This is a genomic window from Cupriavidus sp. C1SS-2L, assembly GCF_057073735.1.
The window spans coordinates 2782383-2800299 of sequence record NZ_CP172709.1 but is presented as its reverse complement, the minus strand read 5'-3'; the positions used below and the strand labels follow the sequence as shown (position 1 = coordinate 2800299).

At 65.0% G+C, this 17917-nt stretch carries 16 protein-coding genes; 8 read left to right on the top strand and 8 right to left on the bottom strand.

All coding sequences use genetic code 11. From position 1 onward, the window contains the following. Nucleotide 1: 1 nt before the first annotated feature. On the bottom strand, nucleotides 2–1219 hold the full coding sequence (locus tag ACIGJG_RS30605; RefSeq protein ID WP_011299908.1) for an ABC transporter substrate-binding protein: 1218 nt from the start codon (nucleotides 1217–1219) through the stop codon (nucleotides 2–4). 170 nt (nucleotides 1220–1389) lie between these two features. Further along, a complete protein-coding gene (locus ACIGJG_RS30600; protein WP_483673684.1) occupies nucleotides 1390–2991 on the bottom strand; it encodes an MFS transporter in 1602 nt (533 codons plus the stop codon). 431 nt (nucleotides 2992–3422) lie between these two features. Here ACIGJG_RS30600 and ACIGJG_RS30595 point away from each other — a divergent pair, with 431 nt between their 5' ends. The 8 genes from ACIGJG_RS30595 (at nucleotide 3423) to ACIGJG_RS30560 (ending at nucleotide 12272) form a co-directional block, all read left to right on the top strand. Beyond that, on the top strand, nucleotides 3423–4385 hold the full coding sequence (locus tag ACIGJG_RS30595) for an amidohydrolase family protein (protein WP_011299910.1): 963 nt from the start codon (nucleotides 3423–3425) through the stop codon (nucleotides 4383–4385). A 21-nt stretch (nucleotides 4386–4406) separates the two neighbouring features. After that, nucleotides 4407–5159, top strand: coding sequence for a maleate cis-trans isomerase family protein (locus tag ACIGJG_RS30590; protein ID WP_483673683.1), 753 nt, complete (start codon nucleotides 4407–4409; stop codon nucleotides 5157–5159). Nucleotides 5160–5169: 10 nt separating this feature from the next. Further along, nucleotides 5170–5994, top strand: a complete 825-nt coding sequence (locus tag ACIGJG_RS30585) for an alpha/beta fold hydrolase (protein WP_483673682.1) — start codon at nucleotides 5170–5172, stop codon at nucleotides 5992–5994. A gap of 39 nt (nucleotides 5995–6033) precedes the next feature. Beyond that, nucleotides 6034–7086 (top strand): 2,5-dihydroxypyridine 5,6-dioxygenase NicX family protein, encoded by a 1053-nt coding sequence (locus ACIGJG_RS30580; protein ID WP_483673681.1) that lies wholly within the window; start codon nucleotides 6034–6036, stop codon nucleotides 7084–7086. Between the two features lie 7 nt (nucleotides 7087–7093). Further along, nucleotides 7094–7720, top strand: coding sequence for an N-carbamoylsarcosine amidohydrolase (locus tag ACIGJG_RS30575; protein WP_483673680.1), 627 nt, complete (start codon nucleotides 7094–7096; stop codon nucleotides 7718–7720). Nucleotides 7721–7878: 158 nt separating this feature from the next. Then, nucleotides 7879–10260 (top strand): xanthine dehydrogenase family protein molybdopterin-binding subunit, encoded by a 2382-nt coding sequence (locus tag ACIGJG_RS30570; RefSeq protein ID WP_011299915.1) that lies wholly within the window; start codon nucleotides 7879–7881, stop codon nucleotides 10258–10260. Nucleotides 10261–10263: 3 nt separating this feature from the next. After that, the gene (locus ACIGJG_RS30565) at nucleotides 10264–11091 is read left to right on the top strand and encodes an FAD binding domain-containing protein (RefSeq protein ID WP_011299916.1); all 828 of its coding nucleotides are present in this window, start codon (nucleotides 10264–10266) and stop codon (nucleotides 11089–11091) included. Between the two features lie 8 nt (nucleotides 11092–11099). Further along, on the top strand, nucleotides 11100–12272 hold the full coding sequence (locus tag ACIGJG_RS30560; protein WP_483673678.1) for a xanthine dehydrogenase family Fe-S subunit: 1173 nt from the start codon (nucleotides 11100–11102) through the stop codon (nucleotides 12270–12272). Between the two features lie 30 nt (nucleotides 12273–12302). Here ACIGJG_RS30560 and ACIGJG_RS30555 read toward each other — a convergent pair whose 3' ends face one another. The 6 genes from ACIGJG_RS30555 to ACIGJG_RS30530 form a co-directional block, all read right to left on the bottom strand. Then, a complete protein-coding gene (locus ACIGJG_RS30555) occupies nucleotides 12303–13100 on the bottom strand; it encodes an anti-sigma factor family protein (protein WP_011299918.1) in 798 nt (265 codons plus the stop codon). Then, on the bottom strand, nucleotides 13097–13606 hold the full coding sequence (locus tag ACIGJG_RS30550) for an RNA polymerase sigma factor (protein WP_483674061.1): 510 nt from the start codon (nucleotides 13604–13606) through the stop codon (nucleotides 13097–13099). Before ACIGJG_RS30550 ends, ACIGJG_RS30555 begins: the two co-directional genes overlap by 4 nt. A 70-nt stretch (nucleotides 13607–13676) precedes the next feature. Continuing rightward, a complete protein-coding gene (locus tag ACIGJG_RS30545) occupies nucleotides 13677–15158 on the bottom strand; it encodes a YncE family protein (RefSeq protein ID WP_011299920.1) in 1482 nt (493 codons plus the stop codon). 15 nt (nucleotides 15159–15173) lie between these two features. Continuing rightward, a complete protein-coding gene (locus ACIGJG_RS30540; RefSeq protein ID WP_011299921.1) occupies nucleotides 15174–15629 on the bottom strand; it encodes a DUF305 domain-containing protein in 456 nt (151 codons plus the stop codon). Nucleotides 15630–15814: 185 nt separating this feature from the next. Further along, entirely contained in the window at nucleotides 15815–16804 is a 990-nt protein-coding gene (locus ACIGJG_RS30535) for a Bug family tripartite tricarboxylate transporter substrate binding protein (protein WP_483673677.1), read from the bottom strand. A 93-nt stretch (nucleotides 16805–16897) separates the two neighbouring features. Beyond that, nucleotides 16898–17914: a tripartite tricarboxylate transporter substrate binding protein gene (locus ACIGJG_RS30530; protein ID WP_011299923.1), complete on the bottom strand. Its 1017-nt coding sequence runs from the start codon at nucleotides 17912–17914 to the stop codon at nucleotides 16898–16900. Nucleotides 17915–17917 lie beyond the last annotated feature (3 nt).

Sequence of the window (17917 nt, the reverse complement as noted above, 5' to 3'; positions counted from 1 at the left end):
CTCACTTCTTCACCAGCGCGCACTCGCTGGCCGACAGCGGGCGGAATGCCTCGTCGCCAGGGATGGTCGCAATGTACTTGACCAGGTCCCACGGGCCCTTTGATTCGGCTGGGGTCTTGGCCTGCGCGAGGTACATGTCATGCACCATTCGGCCGTCTGCGCGCACCTTGCCGTTGTGCACGAAGGCGTCGTTGACGGGCAGCGCGCGCATTTTGTCGGCGACGGCCGGACCATCGACTGTCTTGGCCGCTTCCACTGCCTTCAGGTAGTGCAGCACGCCGGAGTAGACACCGATCTGGCCGTGCGTCGGGTAGGCCTTGTGGCGCTTGTAGTAGCGCTCGACGAAGTCTTTGGATTTCTCATCCAGGTCCAGGCGGAACGGGTCCACATAGGTCAGACCCTGCGCGGTGTTCAGGCCCAGGCTTTTGATATCAGTGATGAACGTGGACGGCGTGATGACGGTCTGGCCGGCCTTGACCAGGCCGAATTCCCCGGCGGCTTTCACGCCGTTGATCATGTCGTTGCCGGCGTTGGCGAGCACCACGACTTTGGCCTTGGACGCCGACGCTGCCACCACCGGGCTGCTGAAGTCGCTGGCGTTGAGCGGATGCTTGGTGCTGCCCACGTTCTTGCCGCCGCTGACATCCACCGCCTTGCGGAAGTCGGCTTCGAGCGACTGCCCAAACGCATAGTCAACCGTGATGTAGTACCAGCTGTTGCGGCCCTGGTCGATCATTCGTTTGACCAGCGGATACGACACCGAATACGTGTCCCATGCCCAGTGAAAGCCCGTGGGCGAGCAGTTTTGGTTGGTCAACGCCATCGCGCCGCCGGTCGAGACGATGTCGATTTTCTGTTTTTGCTTCGCGACTTCCTGCACGGCCAGTGCCGTCGACGAGTTCGGGAAGTCGATCACCATATCGACACCATCTGTGTCGAACCAGCGGCGAGCCAGCGACGAGGCGATGTCGGCCTTGTTCTGGTGGTCGGCCGAGAGGACCGTAACTGGCTTGCCCAGCGCTTTGCCGCCGAATTCCTCCACCGCCATCTGGGCGGCCAGCACGGAGCCCTTGCCGGAGAGGTCGGCATACGACCCCGACATATCGGTAATGACGCCGATTTTCACGCCATTGGCATCAGCCCAGGCGGGTGCGGCAGCAGCGAGGCCCAGCAGGGCCGTGGATACGGCAATTGTGCGGACGGTGCGAGTGTTTGACATGTGGGGCTCCCGGTTGTCTTCGTGGATGGTCCGTGTGGGTGCGATGGTTATGGCTGGCGGTGCCCCGGCACCATCGCCGCGCCGGGACACTCGGTCATGAAATCAGTATGCTGACGATGTGGCGGAAAAGAGGGCGGATGACTCCGCCCCTTCACGGGTCCGCGTGCGGTTCAGGTGGACAGGTCGCGACCGCGCGTCTCCGGCACGAACAGCATGCCGATCACGAATGCAGCGCCCGCGATGATCACCGGATACCAAAGCCCGTAGTAGACGTCGCCGCTCGATACATTCATCGCCGTGACGACGAAGGACAGCATGCCGCCGACCCAGCCCGCACCCAGGTGGAAGGGCAGGGACAGCGAGGTGTAGCGCACGCGTGCCGGGAACAGTTCGACCATGAACGCGGCCATCGGCCCGTACACCATGGCGAGGTACAGGATGGGCACGAGCAGCAGCAGGAACAGCATCGGCATATTGATGTGCGCCGGATCGGTGCGCTCGGGCCAGCCGGCTGCGACGAGCGCTTGCTTGATTGCGTCGCGGTCAAAGCCCTGCAGCGCTTGCGCGCCGATGCGGATTTCGGCCTTCGCATCGCTGGCGGGCACGAAGGTGTAGCTCACGCCAAGGTCGGTCAGGTAGCCGCGGATCTTGTCGCAGTCGGACACCGGATCACCGAACAGACGCGCTTTGCAGTTGCCTGCGGTGACCTGCACGCTTCCCTGCTTCTGGAAGTGTTCGAGCGCCGGATTGGCGTAGTGCGTCAGGCCCTGGAAGATGGGCTGAATCGTGAGCGCCGCCAGCAAGCAGGCCACCATCATGATGTACTTGCGGCCGATGCGATCCGACAGCCAGCCGAAGAACAGGTAGCAAGGCGTGGCTACAACCAGTGCGATGGCGATCAGCATGTGCACCGTCTCGATCGGCACATGCAGCGTCTTGTTCACGAAGAACATCGTGTAGAAGTGGCCCGTGCCGAAAATCGCACCAAGGCCGGCTGCCACCACGAACAGCAGCAGCACGAACTTGAGGTTGTGCCATTGCGTGAAGCTCTCGCGGATCGGCGCCTTCGATGTCGCGTTGCCGGCCTTCATGCGCGCAAACACTGGCGATTCGTGCAGCTTGCCGCGGATGTACACCGATATCACCAGCATCACCAGCGACACGATGAACGGAATGCGCCAGCCCCAGGCACGGAATTCCGCCTCGGTCAGGAACGTCTTGAGCAGATACACCACGAACAGCGACGACAGCAGGCCCAGGGTCGCCGTGGTCTGCAGCGAACTTGTGTACAGGCCGCGCTTGCTCACCGGCGAATGCTCGGCCACGTAGGTGACCGCGCCGCCCACCTCGCCGCCGAGCGCGAGGCCCTGCAACAACCGCAGCAGCACCAGCAGCACGGTGGCTGCGATGCCGATCTGCTCGTAGGTGGGCAGGACGCCAACGCCGACCGTGGCAATGCCCATCAGCAGGATGGTGACGAGAAAGGTGTACTTGCGGCCGATTAGGTCGCCCAGACGACCGAACAGCAGTGCGCCAACGGGGCGGATCAGGAAGCCGGCGCCGAACGTCGCGAGGCTGGCGAGGAAGGCGGCGGTTTCATTGCCCTTCGGGAAGAACAGGGCGCCGAAGTAAACCGCCAGCGCAGCGTAGATGTAAAAGTCGTACCACTCCATCAGCGCACCGAAGGAGGAGGCAAGGATGACCTTGCGTTCTTCGGCGGTCATGCCGGAAGCGGAGGCGCGCGCTTCATCGCGGGTCAGGCTCATAGTCATGGCGGGGGTCCTATGGTGAAGCCAGTTGTCTCATTTGTCTTTTCTTCTTCCCGGATGGTGCAAAGCAGCGAGCCACTTGGCTGCCGACAGCCCGGTTGCGAGCCACTGTGCATGCTTCCGGTGCATCAGTCAGTATGCTGATGAGAAACGCAGTATGCTGAGCAAAATGCGGGCCAGAACACAGAACCCTGATTCGCTGCGATCGCTGTTTTTAAATGCTTTGCTAATATCGTCAGCATACTGAGCATATGGGGCAGTGTACTGAGCGTGTTGGGCCATCGTTATAGGTGTTAACCCTCCGGATCTCCTGGCTGGACTTTTGAAATTTCGCTGTCTAGAATCCGCAATTAGTCAGTGTACTGAATAAATGACGCCGCGCCCCGGCAGAAGCGTTCGGCGCACGGTAGTCCCTCATCAGGAGCCCCCGCAGCATGACGACAGTGAAGAAGATTGCCCTGGAAGAGCATTTCATGACCCCAGGTTTCCAGGCCTATTCAAAGGGATTTACGCAACATATCGACCCGGCGGTCTTTGCCGACCTCGGTCGCCGGCTTGCCGATTTTGACGAGCTGCGCCTCGCGGAAATGGATCGCGCGGGCATCGATATCACCGTGCTGTCGCAGACGGGGCCGGGCGTACAGGGCGAAGCCGATTCCGAACTTGCGGTGGCGCGCGCGCAGCAGAGCAATGACTTCCTGGCCGAACAGATTGCGCGCCATCCCACGCGCTTCGCGGGCTTTGCTGCACTGCCCATGCACGACCCCGAACTGGCCGCCAGGGAACTCGAGCGCACGGTGCGTGAGCTCGGTTTCAAAGGCTCGCTGGTGAATGGGCACACGCACGGGCGCTACTACGACGATCCGGCCTACGACGCATTCTGGGAGCGCATGCAATCGCTCGACGTGCCGATGTACCTGCATCCGACCGATGCCTTTGTGAAGCCGCAGGTATTGAACGGCCATCCAGAACTCGATGGTGCCGCGTGGGGCTGGGGCGTGGAAACTGCATCGCATGCGCTGCGCCTGCTGTTTGGCGGCGTGTTCGACCGCTTCCCGCGCCTGAAGATCATCCTCGGCCATATGGGGGAAGGGCTGCCGTTCCAGCGCTGGCGCTTTGACAGCCGCTTTGCGGTCTATTCGCACGGCGTGCGGCTCGCGCGCGCGCCGTCGGAGTACATCGGCAGCAATATCGTGATCACTACATCCGGCGTGTGCTCGCACGGTGCGCTGGCCGGCGCGATTGCCGAAATGGGGCCGGAAGCAGTGATGTTCTCGGTCGACTATCCCTACGAATCCACCGAGGTTGCGGCGAAGTTCATCGAGGAAGCGCCGCTCGACGACACGACGCGTGCGCTGGTTTGCCACGGCAACGCGCAACGCATTCTGAAGCTGTAATCGCACTACGCAAGGACACCCATGCAAAAAGTCTTTCGCATCGGCCAGATCGTGCCGAGCTCCAACACCACGATGGAAACCGAGATCCCGGCCATGCTGACCGCACGGCAGCAGATCCGCCCCGAACGGTTCACCTTCCATTCGAGCCGCATGCGCATGAAGAAGGTGGTCAAGGAAGAACTGGCCGCGATGGATGCCGAATCCGATCGCTGCGCCGTCGAGCTTTCTGATGCGCGCGTCGATGTGCTCGGCTATGCCTGCCTGGTTGCGATCATGGCGATGGGCCACGGCTACCACCGCACGTCCGAGCAGCGCCTGAAAGCGCACACGACTGAGAACGGCGGTGACGCGCCGGTGATTACCAGTGCTGGCGCGCTGGTCGATGCACTGAAGGTGATCGGTGCGAAGCGTATCGCTGTTGTCGCGCCGTACATGAAGCCGCTGACCGAACTGGTGGTCGACTACATCCGCAATGAGGGTTATGAAGTCGTCGACTACCGGGCGCTCGAGATTCCGGACAACCTGGAAGTCGGTCGCCACGATCCGGCGAAGCTGCCCGCTATCGTTGCGCAGATGAACATTGCCGATGTCGATGCCATCGTGCTGTCGGCGTGCGTGCAGATGCCTTCGCTGCCGGCTGTGGCGAAGGTCGAAGCGATGACCGGCAAGCCGGTGATCACCGCGGCCATTGCCACGACCTACGCCATGCTTCGCGCGCTGGACCTCGAGCCGGTCGTGCCGGGCGCCGGTGCGCTGCTGTCCGGCGCCTACTGATGCCTGCGCCATGAGCACCTTCCTCTACGGCGGCAATGTCAATGCCAACGGCATCCGCCAGCATTACCTGCGCTATGGCGGCAACGATGGCGAACGGGCATCGCGCGATGCCGTGATCATCGTGCCGGGCATCACGAGCCCGGCTATTACGTGGGGCTTCGTCGGCGAGCAGTTCGGCCAGCGCTTCGATACCTATGTGCTGGATGTACGCGGCCGTGGGTTGTCTGAGGCCAGCGACACGCTCGACTACAGCCTGGACGCCCAAGCTGCCGACGTGATTGCGTTTGCCGAGGCACTGGGCCTACAGCGCTATGCCATCGTTGGTCATTCGATGGGCGGTCGCATTGGCGTGCGTGCCGCGCGCCAGCATCCAGCAGGACTTACGCGTCTGGTGATGGTCGATCCGCCCGTGTCCGGCCCCGGCCGACGCGCCTATCCCGCGCAACTGCCGTGGTACATCGATTCGATCTGCCTTGCGCGCGCAGGCATCGACGCCGAAGGCATGCGCCGCTTCTGCCCGACGTGGACCGAAGATCAGTTGCGCCTGCGCGCCGAATGGCTGCACACGTGCGACGAGCGCGCCATCCTCGCCAGCTTCAATGGCTTTCACGAAGACGACATCCACGCGGACCTGCCGCACGTGAGGGTACCCACGCTGCTGATGACCGCCGGGCGTGGCGACGTGGTGCGCGCCGAAGACGTCGAGGAAATCCGCAAGCTCGTGCCCGGCATACTGGTGAGCCACGTGGCCGATGCGGGCCACATGATTCCGTGGGACGACGAGGCCGGCTTCTACCGTGCCTTCGGCGATTTCCTCAGTGCGCCGCTGCTTTGATGAACGCCTGCCACCCACCCCGTCACGCAAGGAGCCGACATGCCGGTCAGCGACCATCAGATGATCGAAGCCTGGACCCAGGTGCTCAAGCTGTCGAAGCTCGAGCGAGGGCAGACGGTAACCATCCTCACCGGCGCCGCCACGCACCCGCAGACCCTGTCCACCGCGTTGATCGCGACGCAGGCAATGGGTGCGATCGTGAACCGGCTGGACTTGCCGCCCGTCAACGGTGAAAAGGCGCTGAGCCGCGATGCATTGGCCTATCTCGGCACCACGCCGCTGACTGGCAACCGTGCCGCCATTTCGGCGCTGAAAGCCAGCGACCTCGTGCTGGACCTGATGACGCTGCTGTTCTCGCCCGAGCAGCACGACATCCTGAAAGGCGGCACCAAGATCCTGCTCGCTGTCGAGCCCCCCGAGGTGCTGGCGCGCATGGTGCCGACCGAGGCTGACCGAGAGCGCGTGAAGGCGGCCACCGAGCGGCTGGGCCGCGCGAAGGCAATGCATGTGGTATCGGCTGCGGGCACCAGCCTGCATTGCCCGCTTGGCGAGTTCCCCGCCATCAGCGAGTACGGCTTCGTCGACGAGCCCGGACGCTGGGACCACTGGCCCAGCGGCTTCGTGCTGACGTGGCCGAATGAAGGAAGAGCCAGCGGCACCATCGTGCTCGATCGCGGCGACATCCTGCTGCCGCAGAAGACCTACGTCACCGAACCGGTCACGCTGACAGTCGAGAATGGCTTCGCCACGCGCATCGAAGGCGGGCTGCACGCGGAGCTGCTGAGCGAGTACATGGCCTCGTTCAAGGACCCCGAGGCCTATGCGATCTCGCACATCGGCTGGGGCCTGCAGCCACGCGCGCACTGGGCGACGCTGGGGCTTTACGATCGCGAAGCGACCATCGGCATGGATGCACGCGCGTTCGAGGGCAATTTCCTGTTCTCGCTCGGTCCCAACAACGAGGCCGGCGGGCAGCGCACCACGACCTGCCATATCGATATCCCGCTGCGCCGCTGCACTGTACGGCTCGACGGCGAGGACGTGGTGACCGAAGGCAAGGTCACGGACGGCTTCCAGTACCCGAAGGAGTAGCCCCCATATGCACAAGGAAATCGGCGCCTACCAGCGCCAGGGCTTCGGCAACGCGTTTGAACTGGCCCCGCCGTTCGGTCTGCTGGTCATCGACTTCGTCAACGGTTTTGCCGATCCCGCGGTGTTTGGCGGCGGGAACATCCGCGAGGCTATCGGCGCCACGGTGCCGCTGCTGGCCGCAGCCCGCCGCGAAGGTTGGCCTGTTGCCCACAGCCGCATTGTCTATGCCGACAATGGCGCTGACCACAACGTCTTCTCGATGAAGGTGCCGAACATGCTGACGCTGAAGGAGCATGACCGGAACAGCGCCATCGTGGACGAACTGGCGCCAGCGCCGGGCGAGCTCGTGGTACGCAAGACCGTGCCATCGGCATTCTTCGGTACTTCACTGGCTGCATGGCTGACCCAGCGTGGCGTGAAGACGCTGCTAGTAGCCGGGGCCGTCACCAGTGGCTGCGTGCGTGCAAGCGTGGTTGATGCGATGCAGTATGGCTTCCGCCCGCTGGTCCTCTCGGACTGCGTGGGCGATCGGGCGCTCGGCCCGCACGAGGCCAATCTGTTCGACATGGAGCAGAAATACGCGGCCGTGATGCCGCGGTCCGCCGCGCTGGCGGCGATCGGCGTGCGCGATTGAGCGCAGGTATGGCGTTTGCGCCGCTTGCCATGCGGTGAAGCCGCAATTGACAGGCCGGGGCCACGGTCCTTAGCATTTTGGTCAGTATGCTGAGTATGTGAAGGGTCGCGGCGGGCACTTCGCCCGCCGTGGCCGCCGGCCACGAAGACAGGACATCGATGGAACCGAATCATTCAGAGGAAGGGCGGGGCCAGGGGGTCGGCGCGCGTGTCGCGCGCAAGGAAGACGCCCGGCATCTGCACGGCAAGGGCCGGTTCGTGGCGGATATCGCCATGCCGGACCTGCAGGAAGTGGCATTCCTGCGCAGTCCTGTGGCGCATGCAAGGCTGCTCGCGGTGACGAAGCCGCAGGGTCTGGCCGCGTCCGTGATCGTGCGCGAGGACATGCAAGAGGCCAAGGACATCGTCGCCGACTCGGCGTTTCCGTCCTATCAGCCTTCGGCGCAGCCGCCGCTGGCCAGCGGCAAGGTGCGCTTCGTCGGCGAACCCGTGGCGATGGCGTTCGCGCCGACCCGCGCCGAGGCGGAGGACATCGCCGAACAAGTCTCGCTTGAACTGGACGAGCTGACTGCGCTGACCGAAGTCGCGCAGGCGCAGCAACTGGCGGGCGAGGTCCGCGTGCACGAGCACTGGCGCGACAACAACTTCCTGACGCTCACCGCCGACAAGAATTTCGAAGCGCGGCAGCGCGAGGCAACCGTCGTGGTGCACCGCAAGATCGACCTGGCGCGCCAGTGCATGGTGCCGATGGAAGGCAAGGCGGTACTGGCCTATTGGGACCACCAGTTCGACCAGCTCGTCGTGTACAGCGCCACGCAGGTGCCGCATATGATCCGCACGATCCTGAGCCACTGCCTCGGATTGGAGCAGGAACGCGTGCGCGTGATCTCGCCCGATGTGGGCGGTGCGTTCGGCTACAAGTGTGTGCTGCAGCAGGAGGAGCTCTGCATCGCGTGGCTGGCCATGACATACAAGCGGCCATTCCGCTTTATCGAGGACCGGCGCGAGCACCTGACCGCCGGGGCCAATTCGCGCGAGCACCACTATGAACTGACGGCCTACGCCGATGCGCGCGGCAGGCTGCTGGCGCTGGACGCGAAGATCGCGATCGACGGCGGTGCCTACTCTGTCTGGCCATTCACCATTGGCCTGGAGCCGGGACAGGCCATCGGCAACCTGCCGGGTCCGTATGCGTTCGACGCCTATCGCTGCGAGACTGTTTGCGTCGCCACCAACAAGCCCGGCTTCGTGCCGTACCGCGGCGTGGCGCGCACGGGCGTGTGCTTTGCGATGGAATTGCTGATCGACGCCATTGCCCGCGAAGTCGGCCGTGAACCTTGGGAAGTCCGTTGCGAGAACGTCGTGCCGCCGCAGGCCATGCCCTACGTCAACGTGACCAACAAGCATTTCGACAGCGGCGACTATCCCGCCAGCGTGCGCAAGGCGATGGAGATGATCGACCTGGCGGGGATCCGCGCGCGCCAGAAGGCCGGCCCGGAAGGAAGTCGTTACGTGGGCGTGGGCTTCGGCACTTACACCGAACAATCGGCTCACGGTACGTCGGTGTTCGCGGCATGGGGCACGCCGGTGATTCCGGGCTTCGATTCCGCCACCGTGCGCATCACGCCCGATGGCGGCCTGGAAGTCCGCGTAGGCGTGCATTCGCATGGCCAGGGCATGGAAACAACGTTCGCGCAGATTGCCAATGAAATCCTCGGCGTCGATGTCGCACGGATCAAGGTCGTCCATGGCGATACGGGACTGACGCCGTTTTCGACGGGCACCTACGCATCGCGTTCGCTGGTGATGTCGGGCGGCGCGGTGTCGCGCGCCTGCAAGGCGCTGCTGCCGCGGCTGCTGAAGATCGGCGCGCACATGCTCGGCCAGCCAGAGGAGTCCGCGCGATTCGAGGCGGGACACGTGCGCGCGGGGGAAGCCAGCATCGCCGTCAATCGCATCGCAGACGCCTGGTACATCAACCCACACCTGTTGCCGTCCGACGTCGATGCACAAGGGCTGGAAACGACCATGGGCTTCAAGCCGGCCGTCGATACGGGCAGCTTCACCTATGCCACGCATGCGGTCGCCGTGGAGGTCGATGTCGATTCCGGCCACGTCGAGATTCTCGACTACGTGGTCGTCGAGGACTGCGGCACCATGATCAATCCAATGGTCGTGGAGGGCCAGACCTACGGTGGCGTGGCGCAGGGCATCGGTACCGCGATGTTCGAAGAGATGCGCTACGACGGCAATGGCCAGCCGCTCGCGTCGACGCTGGCGGACTACATGCTGCCGGGACCGACCGAGATTCCGTCGATCCGCATCCACCATTTCGAAACGCCGTCGCCGCATACGGAGTTCGGTGCGAAAGGCATGGGCGAGGGCGGTGCCATCGCGCCGCCGGCCGCGATCTTCAATGCCGTGAACGATGCGCTGCGCGATTTCGGCGTCGAACTCAAGGAAACCCCGCTGACCCCACGGAAGGTGTTGGAGGCACTGGATGCCGCTGCCGCACAGTCCGAAAGCAGGAAGGCTGCCTGACCGATGAAAGCCGTCGCTTTTTCCTATCAAGCCCCGGGCTCGCTCGCCGATGCGCTCGCGCGTCTTGGCGCGGGCACCGACGTTGCCAAGACCATGGGCGGGGGCCAGTCGCTCGGCCCCATGCTGAACCTGCGCCTGACGCGCCCCGATACTGTCGTCGACGTATCGCGGCTGGCGGAACTGCGCGAGGTCACGGCGAGTTCCGACTATGTGCGTATCGGCGCGTGCGTGACTCACGCGCAGATCGAAGACGGCGTCTTCGATGCACTGCGCGGCACCATGCTGCAGGCGGTAGCGGGTGGCATTGCCTACCGCGCGATCCGTAATCGCGGCACCGTGGGCGGCAGCCTTGCGCATGCCGATCCTGCTGCAGACTGGGTGGTGACCATGACGGCGCTCGGCGCACAGGTCGAGCTCGCCTCGGCCGCTGGCACCCGCGTAGTACCGATGGATGCCTTCATGATCGGCGCCTACACCACGGTGCTCGAAGAGGGCGAACTGATCGCCGCAGTACGGGTGCCTCCGGTAACTGCCGATACGCGATGGGGCTATCAGAAGCTGTGCCGCAAGACCGGAGAGTTCGCGGAGGCCAGCTGTGCTGCGTACTTTGACGCGAGCCGCCGCTTCGCACGCATCGTGCTCGGCGCGCTCGACGGTCCGCCGGTCGTCCTGCGCGACCTGACCCGTGCCGTCGCCGCGCAAGGCGCCGCCGCGCTGACCGCCCAGGCCGTGGACGAGGCCATTGCCGTCGCCGCGCCGGACAAGGACGCCATCGACCGCAAGCTGTGCCGCACCGTTGTCACGCGCTGCGTGATGCAAATGCTGAACTGAGGAGCCCTGTGCAAACCATCGCATTCACCGTCAATGGCCGGCAGGTATCCGGCGCGTGCACGGACCGTACGCATCTCGGCGACTTCCTGCGCGACACGCATCGCCTGACGGGCACCCACCTCGGCTGCGAGCACGGCGTCTGCGGCGCCTGCACGGTGCTGGTCGACGACAAGCCCGTGCGCTCATGCATTACCTTCGCCGCCGGTTGCGCGGGCGCCGATATCGTCACCGTCGAGGGGTACGAGGACGATGCCGTCATGGCCGACCTGCGCGCGGCGTTCAATCGTCATCATGCGTTGCAGTGCGGCTTCTGTACGCCGGGCATGCTCGCCACCGCGCGCGATATCGTGCTGCGCTTGCCCGATGCGGACGAGGCCACGATCCGCCATGAACTGTCGGGCAACCTGTGCCGCTGTACGGGCTACATGGGCATTGTCGCGGCTATCCGTTCGGTGCTTGATGCGCGCCGGGCGGCATCGGGCGCAACGGTGCCAGGGGCGCCTTTGGCCGCTGCTACGAAGAAGTTCACCGGCTTTACCGTCTCCGACGAGGCATTGGGCGCTGCGCCAGTACAGGCCGCCACGGCAGCCAATGAAGCGGGGCGCGCCGCGGACCGCAAGGGCTGGTCCCGCATCGAAGGCAGCTTCGCCGTGCCCTATCCGGTCGACGCCGTATGGGCATTCATGGCCGACCTGCCGGCCGTTGCAGGCTGCCTGCCGGGCGCGGTACTGACCGAAAAAGAGGGCGAGAAGGTCAAGGGACACATCGCGATCAAGTTCGGCCCCATGTCCGCGCGGTTCGAAGGTGCGGCACGCCTGCAGCGCGATGACAGCCGCATGCGTGGTGTGCTCAAAGGCGCAGGGCAGGATTCGCTGAGCAACTCCAAGGCCGCCGGCGATATTGCCTACCAGCTCACCGCACGCTCGGCCAGCGAGACGGAAGTCGAAGTGGACCTCCAGTATTCGCTGCAAGGCCCGCTCGCCCAGTTCTCTCGTTCCGGACTCGTGCGCGATTTCGTGCGGCGCATGATCGCCGACTTCGGCAAGTCGGTCGCGCGCAGGATGGATCCCACGCTGAGCGAAGCCGAGCGGATGAAGACAGCGCAGCTCAATCCCGTCGCGCTGTTCTTTGGCGTGTTGTGGGAACGCGTGAAACGGGTGTTCGGCGCAGGCGGGCGCTGATGCGCAGGCCCGCCTGGCGTTAAGTTGGCACTACGCCGGCGCGGGCTTGCGCACCTGCGCGCCGATCTGCCGCCGCATTTCATCGGCGAGCGGATGCAGGCCGCTGGTGGAAGCCGAGGCGACCAGGCTGTAGCCGAGTCCCTGGTCCGCCCATGAATACCCGGCAATGCCGGCCTGGCGATGGGCCTTCATCGGCGTATCCTGGTCGATCTGCATCGGCCGCACCAGCATGGCCACGCGCGAGCCGTGCCCGTCGTCGTACATGAAGAGCCCGGCCGGCCCGTGCTCCGTCGCCACCAGGCGCCCGCCCATATAGCGGTAGCCTGACTGGCTGAGGTCCGGGACAGAAATAGGGCGCTGCAGCCGTGCCGATACCCATCTGACCAGGTCGGCACGGTCGTTCGCGCTGATCTCCACGGGGCGGTTCAGGTCCAGGGCGAAGACCTGATAACTCGCCGTCGCCTCGCGCGCCAGTGCGGCAATGCCGCCTGACGCGGGCTCGGTAGCGCCGCGTCCCATCCATCCGGCCAGGCCGCCCACGCACAGCGCAACGATCACCGACGCGGCCATGCGCCACGGGGCAGCCGTGTGCGCGCGGCGTGCGGCGAGCATATGGCGCAGGTTCAGTTCCGGTGGGATCGGCTCGCTCGCAACCGGCGCGAGTGCAGCGCGCAGGCGCTGGCGCTGGACGATATAGCCATCGACGCGGCGCGCGACGTCCGGATGGTCGCGCAGATAGGCCTCGATCTCTTGCCGGCGCGCTTCGTCGAGCGCGTTGTCGACATAGGCCTGCAGGTCTTCTTCCTGCACGGGCCGGTTCTCGTTCATTTGACCCTCCGCAATGCCGCCTTCCGGGGCGATCCTGCTGTCGTCGCCGTCTCGCCGCTTTCCATGATCCTCAACAGCCTATCCCGTGCACGCGACAGGCGCGACATCACTGTGCCGATCGGGATGTCGAGCACGCGCGCGGTGTCCGCGTACGACATGTCTTCGACCGACACCAGCAGCAGCACGCTGCGCTGCTCGGCCGGCAGCGCGTCCAGTGCGCTCATGAGGTCCTGGTAGTGCAGGGCATCCTCCTGGGTGGCGCGGGTGCTCAGGGATTCCGCCACATCGTCGATGTCGACATGCAGGCCCGACGTGCCGGCGTGGCGGCGCAGCGTGGTCATCGCCAGGTTGTGCAGGATCGCAAACACCCAGCTGCGCGTGTCGCCGTGGTGGCGGCGGCCGTCCCAGTAAGTGATGACCTTCTCGAGGCAGTCCTGCACGAGATCGTCGGCGGCGGCTGCGTCTCGCAGCAGTGCGCGCGCATAGCGCCGCAGCGCGGGGATCATCGGCTCGACTTGCTGCAACAGGTCCTTCACCGCCAGCCCTCCCGGATAAGCGTCCACAACGCGCGCCCGCCTACATGGCCTGCACCTGCACGGGTGCAGTGGGTTTGCCGTTGTCCGTGGGCGCGATCACAAGATAGCGCCGCGTTTCCGTGCCGGCAATGCCCTGCACAACCTGCCGGATTGGCCCGATCGCATTGACGATGGCCGCTCCCGCAGGGTTCGCCATGAAATTGGCGAGCGGCTCCAGCACACCGCTGCCATCGGCCTGGCTGGCCAGCGCCAACACATAAGCCTGCTTGGGCTGGAGCCCCGTGGCGGACGCCTGCAACACCTGCAGCAGGCCCTGGTCGAACAACGTCACGCTAGTCGGCGCATTGTCGCTGGCGACGGGCTTGCCATTGACCACGGGCAGTAGCCGGAGCTGCGTGGTCTGTCCAGCCAGCCCGATCGGCTGCAGCCCTTGCGTGCCCGAACCTTCGGCCACGGCATCCGGCACATAGACGATGGCCTGCGGCGCCTGGCCCACGGGCACATTGGCGACAACCTTATTAGTCTCCGTATCGATCGCCGCGAGGCTGTCCGCGTTTTCGAGCCCCACATAGATGCGCTTGCCATCGCCGGACGGCCACAAGCCGTGCGGAAGGCTGCCGACTGGAATGGTCGCGACCTGTGAGAAATCGTCGGTCCGGAACACCTTCACCTGGTTCAGCCCGCCGATGGTGATATAGGCAAACGTCCCGGCCGCCGTGTGCGCGAAGTTGACGTGGTTGGTGATCGGTCCTGTCTCGATGGTCTTGATCATGCGGAACGGCGGACGCGCTTCGAACACCTGGGTCTTGCCGACGTCCTTGAGCGTGAACCACACCTGCGAGCCATCCGGCGTAGCGGCAATGTTCGGGCAGAACGGGCTTTCCTGCTTCACGCGTGCGACGACCTTGTGATCCGCGACGGTCACCACCGCGGTCTCAGGATTGAACGACGAGCAGATATAGCCGTACTTGCCGTCCGGCGAAAAGATCTGCATGCCGGGGCCTGCGGCGACGGTGATGCGTGTCTTTTCCCCGAACGTCTTTGCATCGATGACCGAAATATAGTTCTCGCCGCGCACCGTCACCCAGACTTCCTTGCCGTCGGGCGTGTAGAACGCTTCGTGCGGCGAACGGCCCACATAGGTCACGTGCTGGATGGCATTGGTCGCCGTGTCGATGAAAGACACCGAATTGGAGCCGATCGACACCACGGCCAGCGTGCGCCGGTCGGGCGAAAAACCTAGGCCATGCACCAGCACCTGACCACGATACAGCGGGCTGAAATTGCCCGGCGCAGGATCGCCCAGTCGGATCACGCCCAGCAGCTTGTTGTCGGCCGGGTCCGTCACCGACACCGTGTTGGAAAACTGCTCGGCCGCATAGATGCGGTCGCGGTGGCTCAGGGGCACGTCGGGCGCGTTCAGCGGACCGGGCGCTTGTCCGGCCAGGGTGATGCCGGACAGGCCGACCAGCAGCGAGAAGGTCAGGGCGGTCTTGAACGACTGGACAGGATTCCGGTTCATGGCTTGGTCTTGTTGTCAGTGTGCGTGCGTGGAGCGGCTGTGCCCGGCTGCTTGTGGCATTGGCTGGACGCTGTTGTCAGGCTGGGTCGGCGCTGGGGCGGATGGCGGCAATGGCTGGCCGAGCGCGAGCCGCATTGCGGCGATCTCCTGCAGTTGTTCGACGACGATTTCCTGCGCGATACGCCGCAGCTGTTCATTGCGCCCGTAGCGCAGTTCGGCCATGGCCATGTCGATGGCGCCCTGGTGATGCGGGATCATCATGGCCGCGAAATCCTGATCGATATCGCCGCTAGGTTTGACGGCCATGCCGTCCATCATCCGGGTCATGGCGGCCTCGTTCTCGGCCGCGAACTTCTGCTGGTCGGTGGTGGCCTGGGCCGCAGCGATAGCCGGCAGCAGGAATGCCGCCGTCAATGCCAGGACAGTCCGGGCAGAGGCGGAGGATCGCGGTGGGCGGGGCGGGAGAGCCATGATTCCTCGTGGTTCAGGCGGTCCGGGAAGCGGACCCATGCCTGGTAGACGCACGAGGGGGCGGCTTTATTCCACCGCGAATCGGAATTCTTCAGCGAGGCATGCAAGGTGCCCGGCGGGGCTCTGTCGAATGCGAAGTTCGCACCACGTTGCTGGCGGGTACCGCAGCCGGGCCACGGACGATGTCAGTCCGGTTTGATCTGCGCGCGCGCGATGATCGGCTTCCACCGCGCTTGCTCCTGGGCGATGAAGCGCGCGAACTCTTCCGGCGTGCTGCCCACCACCAGCGCGGCATCGGCGCCGAGCCGTTGTGCCGACGCCGGGCTCTTTACCGCCTTGATGGCGGCGTCCGCGAGCTTGTCGGTGGCCGCCTGGGGAAGACTTGCTGGCGCAAGCAGGCCATACCACTGCGTCATCTCGAAGCCCGGGTAGCCTTGTTCCGCCACCGTGCCGACGTCAGGCAACTGCGGGATGCGCTGCGACGTGCCGGTGGCGATGCAGCGCAGCTTGCCGGCCTTGATGAACGGCAGGATTGCCGGCGCACCGACCGCAGCCGCATCGAGCCTGCCGGACAGCAGATCGGTGATCTGCGGACCGCTGCCGCGGTAGGGCACGTGGGTGATGAAGGTGCCGGAGGCGGCCTTCAGGTACTCGAATGCCAGATGGCCGGCGCTGCCATTGCCGGCCGAACCGTAGTTGAGCTTGCCGGGCTTGCTCTTGGCCAGCGCGATGAACTCCTTCAGGTTCTTCGCCGGCACGTCGGGATGGATCACATACAGGCTCGGCACCTTGGATAGCAGCGAAACCGGTCGGAAGTCCTTGTTCGGATCGTAGGGCAGCTTCGCGAAGATGTAGGGATTCACCGCGAGGGTACCGATATGGCCGAGGATCAGCGTGTGCTGGTCATCCGCGCGCGCCACTTCCCCCATGGCGACGTTGCCCGCGCCGCCCGGCTTGTTCTCCACGAACACCGATACGCCAAGCAGGCGGGTCAGTTCGGCGGCCGTCGAGCGTGCCACGATCTCGGAACTGCCGCCTGGTGCGAACGGCACCACCAGCCGGATGGGTTTGGCCGGCCATGCCTGGGCGCACGCGAGCGATGGGGCAAGGGCGCCGGCGCCTAGCGCGGCGGCGAGCTTCAGGACGTCGCGGCGGACGGGGTCAAACTGGGTCATGCAATTCTCCGGTGATGCGTAGTGGCGTGGCTTGGCCTGGCTCGGCGGCTTGGCTTGGTGACTTGAATTCGTGGCGGGAGGACAGCGGTTGCCTCATTCCGGCTTGACGTTGCCATCCTTGATGACCTTGGCCCACAGGCGGGTCTGGTTATCGATATAGCGGGCGGCCTCGGCCGGCGGCGCGGCCACGACCTCGCCGCCCAGTTCCGCAATGCGCTTGCGCACGTCGGGGCTGTTCATGACTTTCTGCAGCGCTTCAGAGAGCTTGCTGGCAATCGGCTGGGGCGTGCCGGCCGGGACGAATGCCGCATTCCATTCATAAACTTCGTAGCCCGCCACGCCGGCTTCTTCCATGGTCGGCACCGACGGCAGCGCCGGCGTGCGCGTATGGCTCGTCACGGCAAGCGGCCTGAGCTTGCCGGCCTTGATGTGCTGCAGGCTGGAGGCCACGTTGGCAAAGAACAGCGGCACCTGGCCCGCGATGACATCGGTCATGGCCGGGCCGCCGCCTTTGTAAGGCACGTGCAGCAGGTCCACGCCCGCACGCTGCTCGAACAGCACCCCGGACAGGTGCTGGGCGGAGCCATTGCCCGACGAGGCAAAGGCTACCGTGCCCGGCTTCTGCTTCGCTAGCGCCAGGACATCCTTGACCGAATGCGCGGGGAATCCTGGCGTGGCCACCAGGACATTGGGATAGCGCGCAAGCACGCCAATCGCCGTGAAGGCCTTGGCAGGGTCGTAGGGCAGGCGGGGATACAGGCTTGGATTGACCGCATAGGACGAGGCATCGACCATCAGCGTGTAGCCATCCGGCGCCGCCTTGGCGACGTACGATGCGCCGATCTGCCCGCCGGCACCGGGCCGGTTTTCCACGATGACGGACTGGCCCAGTTCACGCCCGAGCCCGGGCGCGATCATGCGCGCCATCAGGTCCGCACCGCCGCCGGGCGGGTAGGTCACGACAATGGTGATGGGCCGGCTCGGCCACTGCGCGGCCGACTCCGTGGCCTGCGCAAGGACGGGGCTGAGCAGCAGGCTGGTGGCCACGGCGGCTGCGATGCATGTTGTCGAAGGATTCAAGCTGGTCTCCACATCAGTGTTCTTTTTCATGGG

Coding starts and splice junctions, on each gene's coding strand:
- ACIGJG_RS30600 (WP_483673684.1), bottom strand. CDS start 2,991: ATGACTATGAGCCTGACCCGCGATGAAGCGCGCGCCTCCGCTTCCGGC.
- ACIGJG_RS30565 (WP_011299916.1), top strand. CDS start 10,264: ATGAAAGCCGTCGCTTTTTCCTATCAAGCCCCGGGCTCGCTCGCCGAT.
- ACIGJG_RS30550 (WP_483674061.1), bottom strand. CDS start 13,606: ATGATCCCCGCGCTGCGGCGCTATGCGCGCGCACTGCTGCGAGACGCA.
- ACIGJG_RS30530 (WP_011299923.1), bottom strand. CDS start 17,914: ATGAAAAAGAACACTGATGTGGAGACCAGCTTGAATCCTTCGACAACA.
- ACIGJG_RS30605 (WP_011299908.1), bottom strand. CDS start 1,219: ATGTCAAACACTCGCACCGTCCGCACAATTGCCGTATCCACGGCCCTG.
- ACIGJG_RS30570 (WP_011299915.1), top strand. CDS start 7,879: ATGGAACCGAATCATTCAGAGGAAGGGCGGGGCCAGGGGGTCGGCGCG.
- ACIGJG_RS30575 (WP_483673680.1), top strand. CDS start 7,094: ATGCACAAGGAAATCGGCGCCTACCAGCGCCAGGGCTTCGGCAACGCG.
- ACIGJG_RS30545 (WP_011299920.1), bottom strand. CDS start 15,158: ATGAACCGGAATCCTGTCCAGTCGTTCAAGACCGCCCTGACCTTCTCG.
- ACIGJG_RS30555 (WP_011299918.1), bottom strand. CDS start 13,100: ATGAACGAGAACCGGCCCGTGCAGGAAGAAGACCTGCAGGCCTATGTC.
- ACIGJG_RS30585 (WP_483673682.1), top strand. CDS start 5,170: ATGAGCACCTTCCTCTACGGCGGCAATGTCAATGCCAACGGCATCCGC.
- ACIGJG_RS30540 (WP_011299921.1), bottom strand. CDS start 15,629: ATGGCTCTCCCGCCCCGCCCACCGCGATCCTCCGCCTCTGCCCGGACT.
- ACIGJG_RS30580 (WP_483673681.1), top strand. CDS start 6,034: ATGCCGGTCAGCGACCATCAGATGATCGAAGCCTGGACCCAGGTGCTC.
- ACIGJG_RS30535 (WP_483673677.1), bottom strand. CDS start 16,804: ATGACCCAGTTTGACCCCGTCCGCCGCGACGTCCTGAAGCTCGCCGCC.
- ACIGJG_RS30590 (WP_483673683.1), top strand. CDS start 4,407: ATGCAAAAAGTCTTTCGCATCGGCCAGATCGTGCCGAGCTCCAACACC.
- ACIGJG_RS30595 (WP_011299910.1), top strand. CDS start 3,423: ATGACGACAGTGAAGAAGATTGCCCTGGAAGAGCATTTCATGACCCCA.